The sequence below is a fragment of the Butyrivibrio sp. AE2032 genome, from assembly GCF_000702965.1.
The window spans coordinates 1-23,855 of the sequence record NZ_JNLF01000009.1 but is presented as its reverse complement, the minus strand read 5'-3'; the positions used below and the strand labels follow the sequence as shown (position 1 = coordinate 23,855).

The following is a 23,855-nucleotide window of genomic DNA, read 5'->3' as shown; positions in this document are numbered from 1 at the left end:
ATTACAGTCCTCCAAGGTCGAGCTTTGCTAAAACCTCGTGGTATCCTTTAATTCCAAGAATGTTCTCAAACAGTGTAACAACATGCCCTTCCGGAATGTAGCTTGTTATAATTGCGTTGGGCGGAAGCTCTTTTTCTAATATTCTGCAAAGTCCGCTTAAAAGATATAACGGCGCCTTCTGGGATGTAGTCCCCACAAAGAACAGAGTAATGTCGTAGGCCCCCGGCTCCGGATATCTCTTCATATCTCCAACAGTGATATCCTCGTCAAACTGAGGAACATCAACAATAAGGGTACCCTTGGGCTCTGTTCCCTCAAGGTATACCATGCTGTAAGGAAGAGCTTCCTTGATATCCAGAAGCTTATCTCCATAGACCTTAATATATTTGTCTACAAGCTTTTTTAATCTTTCCAGCTTATCAGGAGGAAGATATCTGACTCTGATGATTCCCTGAGGCTCAAAGGAGGATGCCCTGCACCTTAGCACATCCTGAGCTGTGAATCTGAAATAGGCATAATCAAGCCTGCTCTCTTCAAATCCAAATCTCTTGGAAATATGTGACAAAACAGGATATTCATTCGGCACAAACTGCATTGTGGCAAAGGAATATCCTGCACTGTCAAGTTGGACAAAAAAGTCCGAAAGAACTACATCTACCACTCCCGTACCTCTAAGATACGGGAGGATGTAGATGTACATTATCTCTGCTATTTCTTTTGAATCTTTAAAGACGATTACTCCGGAAGCTTCTCCGGATTCCTCGATTCCATAAAAGTGAAAGGGTTCCTTCAAGGCCTTTTCCTGAAGTATTTCCGGGATCAGCTTTATAAAGGCTCCCAGATTTCTTGGAGATATTTCCTGCACAGATGCCATTACAATAGATCTCCTCTATCAAGTCCTCTGTCCTGCTGGAATGAAGGCAGGAACAAAATTGCTATGCAAAGTCCTGCACTGATAAGTGCAATTACAAAGAGCCATATTCTGCCGCTCTGATTGATTCCAAACAGATCAGTAAGCCTTATTTTTGTTCCATCAAGAATTTCATCTGCTGTCAATGTTTCAGTGGTCACAGTGCTTACAGAAGTACCTGTGGCAAGCATTGGCTCGGGACTTATAACTACGGTGTAGTCTGAGCAATGTGTCAGCGGGAATCTGGCAAATCCCTGGCCATCTACTATGCAGCTGCTCTGAGGCTTCAGCTCTTTTCCGTTGGCATCATAGTAATACAGGGTAGCATTCATGCCCTTGTTTGTAACACCTACCGGAATGCCAATGGTTGCTGTAAAGCCAAGGTCACCTTCGTGGTTTACAGAGAACTCAACATGAGGATTGGTTCCTGTGACATCCTGAAGGATCTGAGCCGGAATGTTCTTGGATCCAAGCTTAACTCCCAGATCCATATCCCTAAAGCTCTCATCTGTAATGTCTGCACCAACGATGCTCCACTCAACATCATCTGCCATCTGAAGCTTAACGTTAACGTCTTCACGCTTCTTAAGATTGGTCAGAAGGTCATCGGGAACCTCTGAGAATCCGCTCATTTCAACGGAGATCATTGTTCCTTTATCTGCCTTGTTAAGTTCAGACAGGATCTTTGTCCATCCGCTGGTCTCTTTTTCACCAATCTTGGTGCTTCCTGTTGCATCACCAATATATGGATTTCTGTTTATCTTGGTATTTGCTATCTTCTCGGCGTTGGTCTGCTGAGTAGGTGTTGTGCTCTTTCCTGCTCCGCCCTTAGGCTTACTCTGTGATCCGCCGCCTCCGGCAATTCCACTTGGTGCAGGTGTCAGTCCTCCGGACTTTGAACCGGATCCTGATCCACCACCGGCTGCAGCTCCGCCGCCTGAAGCAGGGGTGTCTTTCTTGGCTTCGCTGCCCTTAACTTCCTTGCTCATGACATCGGAAATATTTCCAGCCCTGTCCACAGCTACGAAGTAGAACATGTAGGTCTTTGTGCTGTCCAGATCATCTACAGTGGTGGAACCAAGTGCAGTTCCATCTTTCTCTTCCTTAACCTCAATATAGGTTCCCATGTTGAACAGATAGTCTTTATCCGGACCTGCCATGTCCTCTGAGGTCTTCTCTCTGTATTCCATCTTAAATCTGTTGACACCACTTAACTTATCTGTAGCACCAAGGGCAACTACGGAACTCTTGCTGTCCTTTGACTGTGCTACTGTAGCCGATACCATCTTAGGAGCTACGGTATCGTACAGTATTCCATGAGTAGAGATATACGTTACATTTCCTGCTTTATCATAGATTGCAGCGTAAACATAAACCCTTTTATCCTTTGCTGTAGAAGGTCTGTCACTATCAGTATATCTGCTCCAGGCAGCACTCTTTGTGGACACTGCTGCCTCCAGTTCAGCACCTGATCCGTAGTATTTCTCAGATGTATAGAAAAGAATATAGTCAACGCCTGACAAATTATCAGAAGCTGCAATTGTTCCCTTCTCAATACTCTTCACATAGATCTTAACTTCGTCAGATTGTATAAATGAGCTGCTGGTCTGACCTACAATATTGATGCTACCGGTAGGAGCCACTTTATCAATGTTAACAACTACTGTGCATTCCTTTTCTGTATTGGAATACTTGAAGTACAGTTTCTTTGATATTGTACCGCTTCCGGTAATGGCATAGCTGTTAGTATATTTTGAAGCTGCTTTACCTTCTGCATCAGCAATCATGTATTTATTACCATTGTCATCTGTAGCTGTAATAGCAACATTTGTTTTATACCAATCCTGAAGATCAGCTCCGTTGTATTGAAGATGAAGCCCACTTGGTATCGAGTAAAGATTGAGGTCTGAAATGGTCTTGCGATATACCATTCCAGTTGTCTGATTCTTAAAATAAAGAACAAAATCAGGAACCGGTGCCATCTGCTTATTATCGTCATAATACAAGATATATGCTCCGGCAAAAGAACCTTTGCTGGAGGTACTTACATCATAGCCTTCAGCAGAAATTCTTACAGAATCCTGATAAAGTGCCTTCTTATCAGGGCTTCCATCATAGAGCACCTTTATGGCTGCTCCTTCACCAACTGTAAGATCCTTAATAGTCTTGTATACAACACGGGATGTTCCAGTTGCCTTGAAATATAGCTTTACATCTTCATGGGTTATTACTGTGTCGAAGGTTAGCTGGGAATCGAAGGTACCATCCTCTGTTTCGCTGATAGTATAACCTGATGCGCTAATAACTACAGCATCATCATATTTAGCCTTCTGGGCCTCACCATTAAACAGAACATTAATGTCTGCCACAGGTACTGTCTGGGTTACAGTACCTTTATAGTACTGATTGTATGATCCACCGGTCTGTGATACGCCTGTGAATGTAAGTACAACATTAGTACCTGCTTCATAAGGAGCACGAAGATTTTCATTTGTTGTTACTATATAGTGAGTATCTACCTGAAGCTGTGTAGTGCCATCCTTTACATCATAGAAGTTCTTGATGTCAGGGCAGGTAACAGGACTAAGTGACTGATAGTCTTTTGCCTGTGCAGTAAACTTAATATCCGTATTACTGAGAGCCTTCAGAATAGTGGTCTTATAGGTTGTATCAGTATAGTTTATGGTCTTTTCATTGGATCCATCTTTATACTTAACAAAGAACTGATACTCATATTCTCCTATAGCCTTTCCCTTTGGAGATTCACCTGTGTAGGTGGCTTCTCCTGATCCGGCAACCTTAGTAAAGCCCCACTTTACATCCGTAAGCTTCGCTGACGTAATATATGTTTCATTAAGAACAGGTGACACCTTCATAAGCGTCACATCAGAACCTGTGTAGTCTGCTGTAGCAGTGAAGGCAGGGAATGTAGTTACCAGTGACTCAATAGGATGGTCATTGGTAATGGTGATTCCTGTAACCTCCTGGTGGAAAGAATTCGGTTTTCCATTTTTCTTTACATAAATGTCCAAAGTCGCGTCTGTACAAACAGTGTTGTACAAAAGCTCTGTTGTGTATCCTGAAGTCTCACTCTTTGAAATGGTATAGCCTGTAGGAGCTTTAATCTTAAGTTCCTTGTAGTAAGCAGCCTTTTTCTCAGTGCTGTCATTAAAGGTAAGAGCGACAGGATCACAGGAAAGTTCCCTTGTTATTGATGTTAAAGTATAGTTGGTATCCTTATTCTTAAAGGTAAATGTACAGCTCTTTCCTGCTTCTCCTATGGTACCAGTATAGCTGGAAATAAAGTCGTCGCCTTCAACAAGGGTCTTTGATCCAATCTTCAGTGTAAAGAACGGAATTCCTGTAGTAGCATCTTCATACTTTGTGAGGTCTGAAGGAGTTACAGTGACATTGTCTTCAAATACTGCAGGATTGATTATTGCAGTAAATTCGCCCTTTACTGTATAGTCATTGCCACCATGTTTATAAGAAATCTCTTGATAGAGATTGTATGTTTTTGCATTAGTACCTTGTTCCGTCTTTGGATGGGTTGGATCGTCATTATCCTTGATATCTCCCTTTGTTACGTTGGATAATCCCATTGCTGTAAGCTGAGTATCAGTCTTTAGTGAGCCCTTTGAAGAAAAGAGATCCTGAGCAGATCCACTATAAACAAGCCCTGTCTTGGTAACAGGCATACTTGCCATTAGTTCTTCATAGGTATAAGGAGGGTTAGAAGCGGTAGTTCTAAGGAGACTACTTCTGAGCATCATCCTCATAGGCTGCTGATTGTTGCAGACTGAACAGATGCCTGTCTCAGGATCTACTGTGCAGGCTTCTCTCTCCTCATAGCCGCAGACATAGCAATTCCTGTAGTGCTCAGGGTTTTCCTCATTTCCATTCCAATACCAGTCACCAAATTCACAATCCTCAACCTTGGAATAATCGCAAAGAGAGCAAGTGATGGTATGATGACCATGATCATCACTGGTCCAGCTTCCAATTTCATGTGCCTCAGTCTTTTCAGGCTCAGGACAACCCTCAACTGAGCAATGTGCAGTATGAGTTGAACCATCTAAGTTGTCTGTATAGGTATATACATGAACATGTGAAGTTACAGTGCCATCATCTGGAATTGTCACAAGGGCGCCACAAACATCGCAGAGACCTGAAAGGGTGTTATCTGCTCCGTTTTTAACCCAATTAGTTACCTGATGCTCGCCCTCAGTAGTATCACCACAGGAGCAGACACCGTAATGCTTTGAATTATCATATGTATAGGAATAATTATGGACGTGGTCTGTAGGTGTAGTCTCTCCGGACTCATCTGTAATCTGCTCATAACCACATACAGTACACTTTCCGTCAACAATATTATGCTCTTCTTCCTGGATATCCTGACAGATACTGCAGGCTCTTGTATGAACTAAAGCATCCTTTGGATACCACTGAGTATAATTGTGAGTACAATCCTCAGGATTTACTGAAGGCGCCGGTATCGTAGTGTCAGGAGTTGTAGATTCTGGATCAGCAGCAGGCTGTGAAGCGGAAGATCTGGTTTCGCCCTGATGTCCACAGATTGAGCAAACGCTGATTTCTGTATCGCCTTCTCCAGCAACCCAGTTCATGGAATGGCCTTCACTCTGCACATCTCCGCAAAGAGAACAGGTTCTGGTGTGCACATCCCCCGCATCGGTCCAATCACCATAAGAATGTTCACAGGTAGGAATGGAATTTTCGGTGGTGTTATTCTCCAGCCCACTTCCATCGTATTCATCCGCGTACGCAAAGATAGACCCTATTCCTGTCGCTGTACATATCAGGCATAGGACCATCATTCCTACGAAAACTCGCTTAGCACCCTTCTTCAGATTGTTAAACTGTTTTTTCACATTATTCATAATATTGCCCCTCATAACCGAATATGAAACACGACCTCTTTCGAAGCTGTCAGCCATTCGGCAGACTGACATATATCCATGAGGCTGATTGTCCGTCTCCCCTGACGATCAGCCGGGATAAATCTCTTTTACGCAAGCCCGACCTCTTCTGCGTATGGCTCGAAATCAGCCTTGGTAAATACCTTACCAACCTTAACGAACTCGTACTTGATAGCATTGAGATAATGCTTCATATGTACCTCTCCGTTTGCCTCAGGATCTGCTGCTGCCAGGAATGCTGCGTTCAGGATGCAGTTCTTGATATTACCACCTGCAAATTCGAACTTCTCTGCCAGGAATCTGATATCCACATCTTCTGCAAGAGGTGTGGTCTTTGGAATTGTAGTTCTCCAAAGCATTTCTCTTGTATCCACGTTCGGGAACTGGAACTCAACGATGTACTTCATACGTCTGAAGAACGCCGGGTCAATGTTGTGCTTGTAGTTTGTAGCAAGTACACAGACACCGTCGTAAGCTTCCATTTCCTGAAGCAAAAGAGCTGTCTTGTTATTGGCTGATGCCTGGTTGGAACCACCGTCATCAGAACGCTTAGCGAAAATGGTATCGCACTCATCGAAGAACAGTACGACATTACACTTCTTAGCTTCTCTGAAGATCATTGACAGGGATTTCTCAGTTTCACCAACGTACTTATCAACAACCTTTGAAATATCTACACGGTAGAGCTCAAGGTTAAGCTCATGGGCTATAACCTGCGCCATCATGGACTTTCCGGTACCGGGAGCACCAAACAAAAGAACTGTAAGTCCACGACCGTAAGGATACTTCTTTGTATAATTCCAGGATTCATAGACCTGTTTCCTATAGGTCATCTGCTCGATCGCATGAGTGATAGTCTCCCTCTGATCCTCATTCATAACGATATCTTCAAATCCGAATTTAGCTTCTACTCGGCTTGCCTTCTGTGAAAGCTCCGAACTCATCTGAGCATTGCAGCCCTTGAAGAGGCTGGCTCTTGATATCTTTTCCTCGTGATCCATGTTTGATAAGGACTTAGCCTTAACCAGCGCATCATGGATCTTTCCGGCTGTAAACAGGAACTTGGTGGACATCTCCAGAAGGTCCACATCCTCTGCCAGGTCAAAGCCCTTAGCAAAGTATTCCCAACAGGTAAGTCTCTCTCCTGTATCAGGAGCAGGAAGTTCAAGATCCGTAAAGTCGCTCTTGGTAACTTCTCTGAAGTCTATAAAGAGCTTACTCATTGCAAATACAAGGATGTCCTTCTCAGTTAACTTTGAGAAAGCCAGATCCATGTATCCAAAGAACTTCTCTTTTTCCTCCTCGCGGAAGGTCAGCTCTGTAAGACAGCAGCAGGCCTTTGCCAGAATACACTCTCTTGTAACAGACCACAGTGCCTTATCAACAAACTGGAAGTCATAGTTAAAGAGTTTTTTACAGTTAATAGCTACGGCCTTAAGGCCATTCTCCTTACAAAACTGCTTAACAAAGAACTTTCGTCCGCTTCCGTCATCTCCGTAGTAATAGAAAATCCTGACTCCGTCCTCATAAGAGATCTTCATGGCATCCAGTCTGCCCTGGTTCGCCATAACAGGATTAAGCTCCTCGTCATTTGTAAGCATACTGATGAATCTGTTGTAGTTTTCATCAAGCAAAAGAGGGTTACGACCAAACAGGAAGTCAATTATCCTCTTGTCAGGTGATACTACTGTTGAAAAAGGCATACTTCCCATAATCTGAAGAGGAAGCACCGGTTGGAGCTGCTCAAGGCAGGCACTCATATCACCGTAAGCACTGGTAATTGAAAAGGCTGATCCAAAGAACACCTTGGCTGCAGATTCAATTGTGGGTGCTGAAAGGGCACTGTTCTCATTTACGATATGGAACACGCCGGCGTAATCAGTCTGTGTTGATGACAAGATACCACAGGCAAAACAGAACTTTGTGAAGGGTTCAAATTTAAGCCTCTTACACAGTTCGTAATATGGAAGCTCAATTCCCTCTGCAAGGGTAGCCTCAGCTCTATCATCGATCAGCCTGATCCTTTCAAGAACAGGTATCTTTGTATCTTCCTCTATCTCACTCCAGATATCAGAATTATCTTCGCCTGTAGCAGAAACTTCATCCTCCTCCTCGTCAATGGCATTATCGGCAGCAAAGTTGCCCAGAAGCTTCATAAGGTCGTCATCAATATCTTCGTCCTCTGAATCATCATCGCCACCGGCAGTGCTGCTTCCTACATCAGCAAAAGCGCCGAAAATGTCATCGATATCACTTGTATCCTCATCCTTAGATTCCTTCTCTTCAGCAACAGGAGACACTGCACTCTCTCCCTTGATCCTTCTCTTATAGGAATCCTCCAGCCTGTTCTTACATGCCTCACCAGCCAGTTCAATATCCGGATAGAGCACGTTTTTATAGCCTCCCTCGCCGTTGGCAAAGGTGACCTTCATTTTGGAGATATAGGTATCAAGACAAGCGTTTACGCAGTCAAAAACATACTGCATGTATTCGTTGTAGTCTTTAAAGGGCTTACTGTTATTACTCTCTTCAAAGCTTCCCATTAGCTGTTCTTTCCCTCTTACGCTTAATTGGTCTTAAAAACTGATCCCTTATCAAAAACGCTCTTGGCAGTATTAATTCCTGTCTGCTTCCTTAAATCAAATACTCCGTGTTCCCCTTCATTTATGAATGCAGCGGGCTTTTTTAAGTCGTACATATAAGTTACCTCGCCGTCATCACTGTTGTTAAAGTCAGGGTCATTCTTTTTTTGTTCCCGGTCGTTATTCTTCTTAGCGACCTTATCGTCCAGATAATTTCTCATAGGCTTTAATTCCCAAAGCTATCCGAAAGTTCCTCTGTTGGAGCTGTAACCTTTTCACGGTATTCCTCAGGGAAGTCATCAGCTGTTACTTCCGTAAGATCCAGATATCTGGTGGCGCAGTATCCGATGTTTCCCTTTTCGGTCACAAGATAGCACCAGTCATTTCCTGGAAGAAGGATGTATCCCTTACTGGACTTATTAAGCTTATTGAGAATAGTACAATTCTCATTTGGCTCTACTCTGAGGTTAAGCACTGTAGTCTTTGTATCTACCGTAAAGGTAAAGTACCTTATGGCAGGTGTTTCCGGCTCAGGCTCTGGCTCAGGTTCCGGCTCAGGTTCAGGTTCCGGCTCAGGTTCAGGTTCCGGCTCAACCACAGGCTCCGGCTCAGCTACAATTACGTTAACCGCCTGATCGATAACCGGGTCAGACTCATCTGCTCCTATCACAGTTTCCGTAAGAACTGCCGTTTCAGCTCCTATTGATTTATTGGTCCTGTTGAAAACAGATCCTTTACCGGAAAGTAAAAAAAGTGATCCCACAGCCACTACAATGTAGAATGCAAAAAGATAAATAAAAATCCTTTGATTGTATCTCATTTCCACCCCCATAGATCAGCTTGTAGGAAGCTGAATGTATATACCCATTCCGTTGCCCTGTGGACTTCTGGCGTAGATTGTTCCGCCATAGTGCTCAACAATAGCCTTTGCCTGGGTAAGTCCAAGACCATTACCGCTGATGCGGTTAGATCCCTGATAGTTCAGCTCAAATATATGCTTTGTCTCGTCTTCAGGAAGACCTTCTCCTGTATCCTTCAGTACAATAAATATATCGTCATCTATGCTGGAAATCGTAATAACCAGGGTTCCTGCCTTCTTCATGTACTTAATGGAATTATCAATGATATTCCTGAACATGATAAGAAGTCTCTTGGCTGATGCCTTTACTGTCAGCCCTTCAGAAGCACTGGAGATATTTACACGAAGGCCTGCACTTTTGGCATCCTCCTCCAGCTCTTTGATAGCTCTTTTAGCAACTTCGATAATATCCACCTCTGTTGCTTCCTCTTCGTCAGGTGGAAGGAGACTGTCGAGAACGCCGGAATCTGAAGATACCTTAGCCGAGATTTCAGTATACTTATCTTCTACCTCTTTCCTTGCCATACCTTGAAGTGTAAGCTCATCATTGAGACGGTTTATATTAACCTGTCTCTGCTCAAGCTCCTTGTCCTTCTCTGTAAGAAGGGCCTCATAATCCTTTACCAGCTGATCCTTTTCAGCCTTAAGGATACCTATCTCCTGCTGCAGATGCTCAGCCCCTGTGTAGTCGTTATGATTCCTGTAACACTGATAGGAAAAATAGGTAATGCAAAGCGTAAACCCCAAGAATACCAGAATAATAAGGGTCAGGCTAAAGAAAAAGAATCCGACAATAGTAAGAACATACAGTCCGCATGATGCGATTAGTGAAATCTTCTGTTCTCGTGTCATTAAGTAATCCCCCTGCAATAGTTTAAAGTTTGTCCAGATCTATTCTTCGACGGCCTTCTTTGTTGGCTGCCTCGTGATCATGGGTTGCCATGACCACTGTGACTCCCTGGCCATTAATAACCTCAAGGAGTCTGTTTATTTCTTCTGAAGATGTGGGGTCAAGATTCCCGGTGGGTTCGTCCACCAAAAGATATTTGGGATTGTTGATGATTGCCCTGGCAAGACATACTTTTTGCTGCTCACCGCCGGACATCTCCTTGGGATATCTCTTGTGAAGATTGTCGATTCCAAGCATGGTAAGAACGTTTATGATCTTGGCATCAGCCTCCTTGTAGGAGCCTCCTGTGGCCAGGATTGCAGAAACAAGATTGTCATAGACACTCTCATTCTGGATGAGCTTGAAATCCTGGAAAATAACTCCTATCCCTCTTCTGTAATAAGGGATCTGGCTTCTCTTTATCCCGGAAATATCCTTCCCATCCACCTTGATGACTCCGCTTTGGGGATCCGTCTCCTTAAGGAGCATCTTGATGAGAGTGGTCTTTCCTGAGCCGCTTTCCCCCGTCAGTACCACAAACTCACCATCCTGGATCTCCTCAGAAAAATCATCGTAAACCCTGGTCTTCCCATCTTCAGTTGTATACTCTTTTGATACATGTGAAAAAGTAATCATTGCACACTAAGCACCTTTTGAAGTCCTGTAACCCTAAGTACCTCAACAACAGCTTCATTCGCATTGATGATCAGGAACTTTCCCCCTTTTGAGCTGGCGGTCTTCTGTCCGATAAGCAGCGCTCGCAGACCTGCCGATGATATGTAACTAACATCAGCAAAGTTCAGGATGACGCTGGGGCATTTCTGGAAGGCTTTTAAAACCTCTGTCTGCAGCTGTGTAGAGGAATTGGCATCAACCTTTCCATGTACATTAAGCTGTATCATTTCGCCGTTTTTTGCTTCATCAATTGTCATTTTCCATCTCCTCGCGTTTTATAAGAGAGTTATCGCGCCATCATACATGGCCTCTTCATCAAGCACAACGTGCTTCTCTGAAGGAATGGCGGCATTCATATCCAGATAACTGTTGCCGTCCATAACAGCCTCTTTCTCCATCTGGAGAAGCCTTATCCTGGTCCTTATTGGCTTAAACTGATCCAGCAAAAACATAAGCTGATGCCGAAGGTCCTCCGTCAATTTTCTGTTTATCATGACCGTAACGTCGAATATCCTTCCGTCCTGAAGTCTATTCTCCAAAAGAATTGCATCGTCTCCTACAACTATCTCCAGGATCCTCTCAAGAGCCTTCTTGGTGCCCTTCATCCTGTTGAGCTTGTAGGCCTCCTTGACGATGGTACGAAGCACATCCTCAGGAAGGAATCCTCCGTTAAGATCGATTCCAAACCAGGAACCATACATCTCCAGAAGTTCAACTGAGCACTTATCCAGATCAAGCATCTCGTAAAGTCTGTCGTTCTGCTCGCTGATATCGTTATAGATACTGGAGAAAATAGACATGTACCTGTGGAAAAAGCTGTTTCTTTCCTGGTATACTTCCGGGAACGCCCCCATAAAGTTGTCGCCTCTGACACCAACTCTGATGTTTCCAATGGAAGCAGGTCCATTTCCCAATATCTCCATGGCGATGAAAAGATATCTTCCCTGTAGCTCATAGAGCAGGACATCCGGATTGTTTACAAATCTCTTAGCCCCAATCTCCGTCAAAAGAGACACTTTTCTGAAGGGCTCCTCATTGGAATCATAGAGAAATTCATCCAGATTGATGCTCTCACCCTCGCCAACGACGATATTAAGTGTATCTGTTGCCATAATATAAATATAACATACCTGTTCTTCCGACAAAAGCATGTCACAGGAAAGTCTTCCCCAAAAAGCTCCATCAGACACACCATCTATGGGCTTTAAGAACAGAAAATGATCCCTGGACTCTTCATCCAGCTTAAGTCCGGTCTTTCCTTCCACCGAAAAGCCCTGAATGAAGCTCTGCATCAGTCTGTTATTTTTAATTGTGTACCATATATCATGTGCCATAATAAGCTCCCGATATCACTTAAGTTTTATCAGATGAAACTATCTCGAGATTTATTTCTCCCGGATAACACAGACAATCATGTCTGGGATAAATATCATATTCCTTCATTTGAGCCAGTTTGCTGTTTTCCGAATGAAGGGACAGATCATATACATATTCAACGCAGTCCAGATCCTCTATTGCATGGAATACATCCTCAAACATGAGTCTGTCTCCAAAGTTCTTTTCCGAATGGATGTAATCCACCTTGGAACGGATCCTGTCCTCGATCTGCTTCCTGTAGTCGGAGAAATGTCTTTTAACATATACTGTGCACTTGACTCCGATGGCTGCGTAGCAGGGCTTTAAGATACTGAACTGGCTGGTTATAAGGCGTCTTTCCTCAAGTCTGTCATTGATCTTCTCCATATAGATGGATGACAGCTTTGGGAATTCCTCGTCAGCATCAGGAAGAACAGCGATCTTTACAAGGTCCTTCTCCTGATCCATTACAGCCTTGGCCTTTCTGATACAAAGCCCCGGTGTTGTCTTGACTATGGATTCAAAGTCCTTGGCGGTAACAGCCCTGTAAGGGGTCTTCATATCCGCCTGGAATCTCTTTCTGACCTGTTCAAGAGTCTCTCTGAAGCATCCGCCTGTTCCCTCGCCAGGATTATAAAAACTACCTTCTACATCTTCCCTGTCAAGTACAAGCTGGCTTCCGGCTCCTATATTTCCTCTGCTTCCGCTGGTGGTTGCAACGCTTCCCATAAACAGGTCTGCATCTATGAAGTCTCCCGGATCCTCGATGATGATCCTTCCTTCGCCCTCAAGGAGGTGATAATAAAGGGCTCCGTTGTCTTTTTTCTCAGGTCTTACGAAATCGTATATATAGCCATCCTTATCTTTTCTTCTGGCTATCAGGAAGAAGGTCTCATGTACTATGTTGCTGCAGGGAATTTCCATTTCCTGGTCGTCGAAACCATAGACCTTTCCCACGTTGTATCTGCGCATTATGTCTTCGTTATAGATGATGACTCTTACGCACTCCTTGCTCTTCATTGGAGCATATCCAAAATCCTCTTCAGAAAAGCTGAAGGTCATTGAGCCGTCCTTATTCTTGTTATAGAGGCAGTACCTTCCATTAATGCCGGGGGAGGTAACAAGCTCATATCTTCTGTAGGAAGAGCCCTTCTGCTCCTTACCAAATACCAGGTAGTAAACATCATCTCCGATGGGTGATGTAACTGTGACCTTGTCGTTCTTTCCAAAGGTCTGGCTAAAGGCCTTTGTGTCCTTCTGCCAAACTTCAAACAGGAAGCCGAATATATTGGTAACCTTAGGGATCAGATCGTAATCGGCTCTCTTTAAGGTGGCCCTTATGCAGTAGCCCTTAACGGGTGCTTCCTCACATACTGCCAGCTTTCCGGAAGGAAGGGTCATCTTGATCTCACCGCTGTTGATGAAAGCTGAGGTGAAATCCCTTACGTTGATCTCCTTAAAACCTTCAGGTGTAAAGCACTCCCAGACAATATCAGCAAAGATGTGCTCTGTTCTGTCCTCAGTCCTGTTTCTCTTGTTGCTTCCTATAACCTTGGCGTAAAAGATAAGCTCTTTTGCTCCGGAAGGATCCCTGTCCATGATGAAATACAAACTGTTGCCAGCCTTGGGATTATCTCCAAATACTCTGGCGGGAACGCTTATTTCCCTGTCCAGGCAAAAGCTCACATCCCTGAATTCATCATCCTCTTTAGAAAAGACTCCGATGAGCTTTGATGTGCCAACAGTCATTTCCCTGTTGGTCTCAAAGCAAAGGTCTCCGATGTGGAACCTGTCACCATTTTTAAGAGTTACAGGCTTTTTAAGATGATCTGCAGATAAAAGAACTTTTGAACACTTTCCCCTACCCGGAAGAAAGCCAGCCATCTTAAGCAGAGCCATCTTTGCCCTGTAACTTAAGGACACTATCTCTGCGCCCTGAAGAGCAGAAAAAGCTGTCAGGTTCTCAAGGATGGTCATACCGGGGTCAGAAGCATTGTAATTGGTCCACTCCTGTGATCTGATGGGGAGCTCCCGCATTACATCTTCCATTCGCTCCGAATATGTTCTTGCTTGTAATTCATCAACTTTCAGCATCTCTAAGCTTCCTTACTTGTTAGTTATGATTACCTTGTGAACCCCGCTCTTTACTATCATAAACGGTGTCACAGCAATATCCTTTGTATCCAGCTCATGTTCTCCGCTGGAATCTATGTAGTGGCCTACCATGGTGATTCTCTGGATCACAGCTTTACTTCTGAGAACTCCAAGTCTCATAAGTATCTGGGACTGCTTCGGAAGGGTTCCAATGGACCATCCGTCGCTGAGCTGACTGGATACAGGATCAAGATACTCTGTAAGAACAGTCTTGACCTCGTTTGATACATCGAAGGCCTCGTCCATATCCATTACCATTGCCCATACACATACAGAAATATCTACAAATATCGGTTCAACCACGTGGAGATTATCCTCTGTGACAGTAACCTCACAGTTGTTTAAGATATCTTTCTTAAGAGCCGCTGCTATCCTGTGGAAGGAGAAGGCACCGTCTGCATAGTCCTTCATAAGAAGTACTATGGAGATATCAGAAGGATTTGTAAGTCCCTCTATGGTCTCGCCAACAATTACCCTTGCCTTATCTATGCTGTCAGAGTACTCCTTGCAGAATCTTATATAATCTGTCTCGGAAACCAGCTTGTATCTGGAATGCATTATTCCTGCACAGCGCATAAGTGCGTGATCCAAAGTTTCCAGATTGCTTCCGCCGTGGGCTCTTATAGGATTGTAAACAGTATCGATATAAGGTGATGCTCCGATAAAGTTGGAGATCTGCCCCTCTGACAGGTTACCGTTTTCTCCGTCAGTGGATCTTATCCTTGCCTTAAATGCTATGTCATCGGTAACCCTTGGCATTTCACACATGGTTCCGTCTGAGAAGATGATCTCTCCCGACATTCTGTCTATGCGGTAACATCTCTTATCAGGGGCTCCCTGGAAGCTGTCCACTTCCTGCCAAAGTACATAGAAGGCAGAAATCCTGCCAAGGAAATCGTACTCAGCCCTGACTTTCTCAGGATAGTCCTGAAGCAGCTGATCCATTTCTTCCTTGCGGGTATAGCCTTTTTCATTGACCCATACCTGGGCATCCAGGATATTCTCTGCCCCAAGGGGCATTGAAAGATTTGGCTCAGGATCTTCAATGTAGTAATCATGTTCATCAGAAGTCTGAACGTTGGTTACGATCACTGCATTGAGACACATTCTGGATATCCTTGGAAGGAAGGCATCTGCCAGCTCTGTCTGCTGGGCGCTTGATCTTACAATCCTTATCCAGTAAAGTCTGTTGCCCTCAATGGTGGCCTCTGTCATATCTGAAGGAGGCATGAACATCATTGTTCCGGATCTGGTAAAGCTCTCTGTAAGATCCGTAGCCCTCATATTGGTAAATCCGTTTGGTCCCATGTAATCCATGTGGCACTTGACTCCGTTCTGGTTATTGGAGTCAGAAAGCTGGAAATAAAGGCTTATGGGACCATCTGTCAGCTTCTTATCAAGACCAATATAGAGAGCGTCCTCGTGATATTGTATTCCCGAAAGCACTGTAAAGGGCTTTTCTGAAACCAGACCTGCTGTAATGTCCTCTTTCCTGGTTCCTGATATCTTTTCCAGCCTTGCAGGATTTGTGAATCTTCCCTCGTAGGAATAGGAAATACTCAGGTTCTCTATAACAGGGTACATATGAAGTCCCGGTCTCATGTAGCAGTTATCTGCTTTTATTACTCTGACCCTTAAGCACCTTCCACTGTATGGTCCTGTCTCAGTTGCACCCCAGTTCTCAGGGCAGATGAAGCTGAGCTTATATTCACCCTCTTCACAGCTCTCAAACATTCCGGAGTACTCAGTATCACACTCAAGCTTCTTCCAACCAATGCCATTGAAATACTCAATAATGATCTCATTTACTTTCACCTGTGCAGGTGTATCGTAAGGGTTCTTCTTTGGTTTAAGCTTGATTATCGCAAGTTCTGCCTCTTCCTCCTCGGGACTGATACGAAGCTTATTCTCATGGTAGCTGGTCTTAAACTTAATGGTTATCCTTGAACCACTCTTTGAAAAACATCCGTCGTGGCCTATATAACACTCATTAAATACTGCCAGCTCATCTGAGAAGGGAGCGAACTTTCTCTTTTCCAGTTCGATGGTTCCATCTCCAACGAATTCCGGTGGCTGTGAATCACCGCCGGCTGAAAGGGAAATACCCTCAACCTCAAGAGAATCTGTCATGGTCTCCTGAGCTTCAAGAATGACCACTGCGTATTTCTTTGAGCCAATCTCTGTCTTTCTTGCCTCGAGACTCTTGATCAGCTTAAAGGTCTTTCCATCGGAAAGAAGTTCACAGGTATCGAAGGTCTTAAAGCCGGTCTTAGAAAGATACTTGATAGCGATCCTTCCCTGGCCTATTCTGTCAACCAGGTCGTGAGCTCCATCGAATCTCAGGTAAATTGCTTCTCCTATGCTGTCTACAAGTTTTTCCTCGTAGATCACAAGGATGCTCTTTCCCAGGTTCTCCCTCTCTCCAAAAAGAGTGAAGGGCCTTACCCTATAGATTTCCTCAAGCTCCTCTTCCTCTGAGATGGTCTCCTCAGATGAAGTTTCCTCAGATTCCTCCTCATCAAGAATGCTTAAGGTTCCCGATACGATATCAGGAGTCTTGTAATTACCAAAGATAGGTGAAAGAGTACCTGCCTCCATATCAGTGGAAAAGACAGCCCTGATCCTGGAATCCGTAACAAAGATGTTCCTGTCAGTTTCATAGATAATAAGACCTGATTCTGTAGAGTCGGATTCTGCCGTGATCCTGGTGCCTCTTGGAACCTGAGTTCCAAGAACCGTATCGCTGTCCATATTAAAGATGACCATGCTGGCAGCAGGCTGTGCCGGACGAAGTGTAGCATCCAGCATATTCACAAACTCCATGTGATAGCGCTCAGGCATCTGGCTCATGAGTCTGTTGTTTTCCTCAGTCTGTCTTGCGAAGATCTGGGCTATAACACTACCTGCGTCAGGGTCAATCCTATCGAACTTCCACTCGGGAGCGTAGCTCTTTCTGAGACTGTCTATTCTGTTCTCGATATCCTCAGCGGTCTGAGGCTTGAATGCACTTTCCATAGATTATTCTTCCACGTCTATAATTTCTGGTTCATAGAACTCTTCCTCTTCGGAAGGAGCCGGCTCAGCATTTAAGTAGAATGGAAATACCAGATTGCCTCGCCTGTGGTTGGCTGCCAGGGTGTAATCAATATTCATAAGGATGTACCCCTGTTGGGCTTCCATGTCAGCTTCTATATCCACATCACTGACCCTGGGTTCCTGCTTCAGGATGGCGTCAGTCAGATCTCTTTTCATGATGGTGATCTCTGTCTGGTTAACATCCATGAATACGTAGGAGGCTGACCGGGTACCAAATTCAGGTCTTGTTAGCCTTTCAGTGACCTGGGTCATAAGTATCAGATATATGGATTCCTTTACGCTCTGGGATCCTCCGCTCATCTTGAATCTGCCTGTGGCCGGATCAACCTGAGGTGGGAAGGAAACTCCCGTTCCTAAAAAAGACTGTTCCATTTAGTTCTCCTTATCCAAGCTTTATTGGTGTTCCCTCTACAGTTACAGGGCCACTGCTCTTTAACTTGGTCATTGAATTTCCTGTAAGTGCCAGGTTTCCACCTTCTACATTTACTCTGTTGTTACAGGATATTTCGAAGGTGTTGGAGGCTTCCATCTTAACCTTTGTGGCCTCCAGGGAAACTGTTCCGTTGGAGCCGTTCATAAAGAGCTTTATGTTATCTCCAACTTTGATGGTCAGCTTTTGCTTTGCATTGATCTCCATCTGACCGTTTTCTGTCTTGATCTCTATCTTGTTATCCCCCTCCTTGTCGGAGATGAGGATCTTCTTTTTTTCATTATCCAGCTCCATCTTGTGGAGGCCCTTGGAGGTGGTGACGGTTATCTTGTCGTTGTCTCCCTCACCCTCCTTGTTATCGATAATGTCTATGGTGTTTCCGTTTTTGGTGATGATCCTCTTTATCTGGTTGTTCTCATCAAAGGCTTTTTTCATAAAGCCGGAGTTGTTCTTTGGGACAGCTCCTATGATGAAGGCCCTTTCGATACTACCCTGTTCGAAAACTACAAGGACCTGATCCCCTATCTCAGGAACAAAGTAATTTCCCCATTTATCTCCGCCATAGGGAAATGCCATTCTTGCCCAGATGAGTTTACTCTCCTCGTAATCTCTGGTGGTGATATTAACCTGGACAAACCCCTGCTTTTCCTGATCGTAGTTCTTAACAACCGTGCAGACCATTACGCCGCTTATCCGGTTGTCCCACATGGCGGTTTTTTCCATTGATTGTCTTGCCACGTCATCAACAATATCAAAAAATGGCATCTCATCCTCCACAATTCTTATCTTTTAGATCAAAGTGTTGCAGCTTTGCCAATTATCTTGGTGGTATATTTTCCGCCATAGGCATATTCATGAATTACATCGGTCAAGTAAAACTTGTTGGAAGCCGCATCCCCAAATCCCTTTAATGTAACAAATCTTCCCGGTACAAATTCAGGCATTCCGCAGAGCTTCATTTCCAGATGTCCGTACCTGTAGGAAATGTCCTCCATGATGTAGCTTGCTCTGTTATCTGCATCAGCCTGGGTCTCAATAGATGAATCTATGTAGACGTAGGACTGGTTGGTGATAAGAGGCTTTGCCTTTGACCCAAGAGAAAACTTACCGGTGTTCTTCTTTTTAACTTCCACCTTGTTGGCCTTGCCAATATCAAGGGTTCTTACCTTAACTTCACCTACTATACCGGTGATATCGTAACCGATATCGTAGGATATTATCATGTCCGAAGGATGTATCTCTGCAAGTTCCTGGGTGTTGGCCTTAGCTTTTCTGAAGGCTACATTTCCACCGATGGTAAAGAACTCGAAATTAAACTTTTTAGCAGTCTTTACTACGAAGTCGTAATCGCTTTCAGCCACCATCTCAATTCTGTTATCCGGTGTTTCTCCTCCGGCTCCGCCACCTGCCGGAGCTCCCCCTGCGGGTTTATCCGGTGTGTCATCAATGGTGATAGAATCAATGACGCTGTTGTTTTTCAAATTCTGGTAAGTCTGCTGATCCAGTATCTCTTTTACCGCATCGGAGTAATAATTGGCTTTGAGGCGCTTGGAATTGTTGTTGGCCATCATTATGCCCTTTATATCCATGGCAGTTACTCTGATGACCGTATCTCCTGCAAATTCAGCGTCATATACAAAGTCCACCTTGGCGATGTATCCCTTAAAGACCTCTGTGGCATTTTCTGCATGTCCAAGATAGATCGTTACATCATTGCCAAGAACCAGATACTTTTTAAGGTCCTTTACCTCGAAGGCTCCGGAAAAAGTATCATAGGCATATAGCAGTGAAAATGTAGCAAGTCCCGCCTTTAGTTCACTGGTGGTTTCAACCAGGATATCTGCCACTGAAACCCTTAGTTTTTTATCCTCTTCAGGGTCGTTACCCCCCATAAGGACCTTCGCCTGAGGTGTCTGGAATCCACAATATTTGGTATATAATTCATCAAGATCAATAGCAGCCATTTTTTAGTTTCCGTTTCCTATGATCGCGCCTGCAGATGATGCCATGCTTGGACCAGGCGCATGAACATATTTACTGTACATATTCTTAATGGTCTTAATGTTTCTACCAAGCTCAGCCTGGTCGTAGAGTACCATGTTAATTGACACTACCGCTCTACAGGGCTCACCGTTTACGTTGAACATTGTATACTCAGCATTTACCGAGTTGAGAAGCCCTTCATATTTCATGTCGCCCCAGATAAACATGCATAGTCTCTTATTGGGATCTCTTACAACGGCGTTTAGGGCTTCTACTTCAGGCTGCACAGAAGTTTTCTTAACTCCTGCTGCTGACAAACCAACATTTACTGCTCCCTTTACAAGGCTAGACTGGCTAAGAGTGAACTTATCAGAAAAGAAAGCATCCTGAGGATCAGTTCTGTCAAAAACCACCTTGAAGTTCATATCTATACGGGTATCAGCGGCTGCCATGTGGGATCCGGGTATACCCTTCTTCATATCCTTTTTAACCTCATCGTTTTTGGCTGTTTCCGAAGGATCTCGCCTGTTGGCGTAGTTCTGAATAGGCAGCTCCTCACCGCCGTATCCGTTGATTGTGATCTCATCAGGATTAAACTGAACTTCAAATCTGTAGGATTTGATATTTCCGGCATCGGTAAAATCCTCATCTTCCTGTTCCAGATTAAATCCCTTGGCCATTCGCTTAAAGCCCTTGGCTGCTGAAGTGTCAAACTTTCCAATGTTTTTAGGACCAAGACCACCTGCCTTAGCACCTGCCTGAGGTTTTTCCGAATTCGCAAGTTCAACTTTATAGTCTTCTGAATCTCCTATGATGAGGACCGCTTTTTCCGCCACCCCTAAAAAGCCCTTGGCAGCCTTTCCTACGGTATCCATAACTCCCATATCAATTCTCCATTATCAGATATTTATATTCATAAAACTGTTATTGGTAAATTTCTGTAATGTGTTTGAAGAAGAAGCTCCTGTAAGATCAGAGCCGGTTTTTTGCTCCTTGAAGACATCAGAAAAAGCTTTTTTCCAATAGGAGTCATCATAGCCCTGTTCAGTCTTCTTTTTATCCTGAGTAAGCTCTAAATGCATCTCACCTCTTACAGGATTTCCTTTACTGTTAAACATTGTGAATCTGTTGCTGACATCCGTAACAGTTCCTCTGAAGACCATCTTAGACCAGAAGAAAACTACTTCCTGGGTTACAGCTGAGCAAAGAAGTGATAAAATAGCATCCATCTTTGGCTTTACACTGTAGTCTCCCGTAAGTCCCTCTTTTCCCTTTTTAAAGGTGTCTATTCCTTTATTGATGGCTGATGTGAAGTTCATGTTGGTCAGCTCATTCATACCAAAGGCATTCATGTTGTCGGTGTCATCAAAGACAAGATCAAAGGAGAGTTTGCTCTTTCCTGTGAAATTGTAGATCTTCAGGTTCTCAATACCTTCCTCTGCTCTTCTGGACTGTACCTTACCGTTGATGGAAGAAAGTCTTATGGTTGCTGGATTATACTGAACCTTGAACTTAAGGAAGTTACTCTTGGTGGGATCCAAGTCGAAGTTTTTGTCTCCACCATCTTCTTCAGACTTACCTTTCAGGTTATTGTCTGCTTCCTGAAATAGCTTTCCCAAATCCTGGCTGCTTCCTGATCCGGGAGTAAATGCTTCCTTAAGAGAATCCCATACCCCTGAAGCAGTATTTGAAATAGCATCCTTGACACTGAGTTTTTTATCCAGCTTTGCCAAGAGACCATGCTCCAGATTCTTAACGTATTTGATCTCTTCCTCTACGTTCTGAGGTTGATCCACGTCAACAAGGTAGATATATAGGACTGCCTTTTCAGCGCCGCCTCCATCAAGGAACATTCCCTTTAAACTGGTGGTAAAATTATCAAGTGCTGTTGCCATGGTGCCCTCCTTTCCCGGTTATTCTTAGTTGTAACCTCTTCTTGCCTTTTCATTCCTCATCTGTCTCTCAAGCTTATTTATAACCTGATTGCTTATGGTGTTCATCTCTCTCTTCACACCACTTTCAATGAGTTTCTGAATATCGAAGGCACTGATATTGTTTGAGGTAGTCTGGTTGGTGATCACTTCCTGCTTATTGATCACTCTGTCTTCAGTAACTGACTCAGACCTTATCTCTTTATTGATCTGCCTGGAAATATTGTTCTGCAGTTCTGATATCTGTTCATCCAGTTCCTCAGTAGTAAGGGCATTGCTAGTTCTGTGAACTGTCTCCACAGGCTGCTCAAAGTTCTCTGTCTTTCTCTTTGGCTTCTTTTCCTGTGCTCTTGCTTCCTTTAAGGATTTCAGGAATTCCTCAGCCTCTTTTGAACGTTTTTGTTCCTGCTGGGTTGCTGCTTCTGTTTCAGCTCTCTCTGCCTCGTTGATATCGTAGATTAGTTCTCCAACTTCAGCAGGCCTTAGGACATTGTTCTGTATGAGTGTCGTGTTGCCCTGATAATACTGATCTATCAGCTGGTATATCTCTGATGCCTGGTCAGGGAAAAGAGTCTGCATCTCTCTCATAATGAGATCCTGTTTCTTTTGCCTCTTTTCCTGTCTTTGGGCAAGGACCTCTTTCAGCTCCTCAGGATTTGAAAGTGCCAGAACACCGTCCTGTCTGGTCTTTTCCATTCCTCCTGTGGTTTCTCTTTCAATGTGCTTTTCCCTTATCTTTTCGAAGGCTCTTTCGTACTCCTGCCTTCTCTTTTCATTCTGAACATTTATCTCATTGATGGTCTGAGTAATCTGAAGTAGCTCTTCCTCAGACATCTGGCCTTCCTCTCCCCTTTGAAGAAGCTCTATCTCGGTGGAGGTGAGGTTATTGTTCTCTGTGATGTACTCTTCACTCTCCAGATAGTTTATGTAGCTCTCATCAGTGTTGTTAAGAAGCCTAAGGAAAGTGTGATCTGAAGATTTAAAGAAGGTATCCTCAAATCTGTAGTAGTTCTCTGTCCTTCCATAAAACCTGTCGTAGGCTGTATGGTAGATGTTCTTTAAAAGATCCATGAGGACCGCAGCCGTGATCTGATTTCTTACGGTGCTGATCTCATTTTCATTGTTTTCAATGTCCTCTTCGTAGACATTGCTGTTAAGAAATACCAGGTTCTCTCCGGAAACTCCTGCCCTTTCCCGAAGCACTGAAAGAAGGATGTGCTGAGCTGTATAGGACTGGTCTGAAATGGAGTACTCGGTGTTTTCTATCTCGTTCTCTGTAACGGACCTGTTGAAGTTGGATACTATCTGGTAGATAGCCCCTGTCTTTAGTCTCTTCATTACAGAGTTATAAAGAAAGTTCTCCCTCTCACTTTCTGTAGCTGTTATTTCTTGTCTGGTGATCTCCTTTTGCCTTGACTCGATGGACTCCACCAGTTCCTTAAGTTCACCTGCCCTTTGCAGGTAGATATTTATAAGGGTGTTGGTGTTCTTTGTCTCCTCTGCCATGCGGTAGAAGGCGTTCATGAACTTCCTGTCATCCTTGACGCCAAGCTTATACAGTGCGTCAGTTATAAATACCTTATCCTGATAGGTGAGCTCCACATCAGCTGAAGCAACTATCCTGTTAAGGACATTGTTCAGGATCTCAACCTTCTGAAGATTGGTCTCGTTCCTCTGGTTCTGGGTAAGGATGCTGGTCATTCCCTCTCCCTCAGTCACATAGATCTCGGGAGGTGTTGCAGCTATGTGGAGAAGATCCTCTTCCTCAATCCTGGTCTCCATCAGAGAGTAGTTGCCTGTTATCCTTTGATAAAAGGCTTCCGGGTCTCGCAGGTATGTAGTTTTTGCCTTTATCTCTATAGGTGCTGAAATGGTTAACAAGATGTCCCCCTCTTATCCTGTTTATTATTTCTTTCGCTCATTACTTGAGATTATCTGCCATAAGAGCTCTTCTTGTTGGTGGCCAGATTACCGGCTCAGGCCTCTTCTTATCGTCAGGTGGAACCTTCGCGTATTTATTCATCTGTCTGTCTTTACTTAGTTCATAAGG

General features: G+C 44.0%; 17 protein-coding genes. All 17 read right to left on the bottom strand.

Features of this window, described 5'->3' with window-relative positions; all coding sequences use genetic code 11:
• Position 1: 1 nt before the first annotated feature.
• Entirely contained in the window at positions 2-874 is an 873-nt protein-coding gene (locus BO18_RS31420) for a hypothetical protein (RefSeq protein WP_034452952.1), read from the bottom strand.
• On the bottom strand, positions 874-5,811 hold the full coding sequence (locus tag BO18_RS31415; protein WP_034452951.1) for a hypothetical protein: 4,938 nt from the start codon (positions 5,809-5,811) through the stop codon (positions 874-876). Before BO18_RS31415 ends, BO18_RS31420 begins: the two co-directional genes overlap by 1 nt.
• Before the next feature lie 128 nt (positions 5,812-5,939).
• Positions 5,940-8,393, bottom strand: coding sequence for an ATP-binding protein (locus BO18_RS31410; protein WP_034452950.1), 2,454 nt, complete (start codon positions 8,391-8,393; stop codon positions 5,940-5,942).
• 23 nt (positions 8,394-8,416) lie between these two features.
• Positions 8,417-8,653: a hypothetical protein gene (locus tag BO18_RS31405; protein ID WP_034452947.1), complete on the bottom strand. Its 237-nt coding sequence runs from the start codon at positions 8,651-8,653 to the stop codon at positions 8,417-8,419.
• A gap of 5 nt (positions 8,654-8,658) precedes the next feature.
• Positions 8,659-9,252 carry an SH3 domain-containing protein gene (locus BO18_RS35325; protein ID WP_051689362.1) on the bottom strand — a complete coding sequence of 198 codons (594 nt, stop codon included), beginning with the start codon at positions 9,250-9,252 and terminating at the stop codon, positions 8,659-8,661.
• A 15-nt stretch (positions 9,253-9,267) separates the two neighbouring features.
• Positions 9,268-10,143: an ATP-binding protein gene (locus BO18_RS31395; RefSeq protein ID WP_034452946.1), complete on the bottom strand. Its 876-nt coding sequence runs from the start codon at positions 10,141-10,143 to the stop codon at positions 9,268-9,270.
• A gap of 22 nt (positions 10,144-10,165) precedes the next feature.
• Positions 10,166-10,816, bottom strand: coding sequence for a cell division ATP-binding protein FtsE (locus BO18_RS31390; protein ID WP_051689361.1), 651 nt, complete (start codon positions 10,814-10,816; stop codon positions 10,166-10,168).
• The gene (locus BO18_RS31385; RefSeq protein ID WP_034452945.1) at positions 10,813-11,112 is read right to left on the bottom strand and encodes an STAS domain-containing protein; all 300 of its coding nucleotides are present in this window, start codon (positions 11,110-11,112) and stop codon (positions 10,813-10,815) included. The genes BO18_RS31390 and BO18_RS31385 overlap by 4 nt, the downstream gene beginning before the upstream one ends.
• Positions 11,113-11,130: 18 nt before the next feature.
• Positions 11,131-12,189 carry a phage tail protein gene (locus BO18_RS31380; RefSeq protein WP_034452944.1) on the bottom strand — a complete coding sequence of 353 codons (1,059 nt, stop codon included), beginning with the start codon at positions 12,187-12,189 and terminating at the stop codon, positions 11,131-11,133.
• 19 nt (positions 12,190-12,208) lie between these two features.
• Positions 12,209-14,305 (bottom strand): baseplate J/gp47 family protein, encoded by a 2,097-nt coding sequence (locus tag BO18_RS31375; protein WP_034452943.1) that lies wholly within the window; start codon positions 14,303-14,305, stop codon positions 12,209-12,211.
• Positions 14,306-14,317: 12 nt separating this feature from the next.
• Positions 14,318-17,380, bottom strand: a complete 3,063-nt coding sequence (locus BO18_RS31370) for a hypothetical protein (RefSeq protein ID WP_034452942.1) — start codon at positions 17,378-17,380, stop codon at positions 14,318-14,320.
• A gap of 3 nt (positions 17,381-17,383) precedes the next feature.
• On the bottom strand, positions 17,384-17,833 hold the full coding sequence (locus BO18_RS31365; RefSeq protein ID WP_034452941.1) for a GPW/gp25 family protein: 450 nt from the start codon (positions 17,831-17,833) through the stop codon (positions 17,384-17,386).
• A 10-nt stretch (positions 17,834-17,843) separates the two neighbouring features.
• Positions 17,844-18,656 (bottom strand): phage baseplate assembly protein V, encoded by an 813-nt coding sequence (locus BO18_RS31360; RefSeq protein ID WP_034452939.1) that lies wholly within the window; start codon positions 18,654-18,656, stop codon positions 17,844-17,846.
• Between the two features lie 29 nt (positions 18,657-18,685).
• On the bottom strand, positions 18,686-19,855 hold the full coding sequence (locus BO18_RS31355; RefSeq protein ID WP_034452937.1) for a phage late control D family protein: 1,170 nt from the start codon (positions 19,853-19,855) through the stop codon (positions 18,686-18,688).
• A 3-nt stretch (positions 19,856-19,858) separates the two neighbouring features.
• Positions 19,859-20,758, bottom strand: a complete 900-nt coding sequence (locus BO18_RS31350; RefSeq protein WP_034452935.1) for a CIS tube protein — start codon at positions 20,756-20,758, stop codon at positions 19,859-19,861.
• Positions 20,759-20,773: 15 nt separating this feature from the next.
• Complete coding sequence (locus tag BO18_RS31345; protein WP_034452933.1) at positions 20,774-21,769, bottom strand: CIS tube protein; 996 nt, start codon at positions 21,767-21,769, stop codon at positions 20,774-20,776.
• A 24-nt stretch (positions 21,770-21,793) separates the two neighbouring features.
• On the bottom strand, positions 21,794-23,686 hold the full coding sequence (locus tag BO18_RS31340) for a hypothetical protein (RefSeq protein ID WP_034452932.1): 1,893 nt from the start codon (positions 23,684-23,686) through the stop codon (positions 21,794-21,796).
• Positions 23,687-23,855 lie beyond the last annotated feature (169 nt).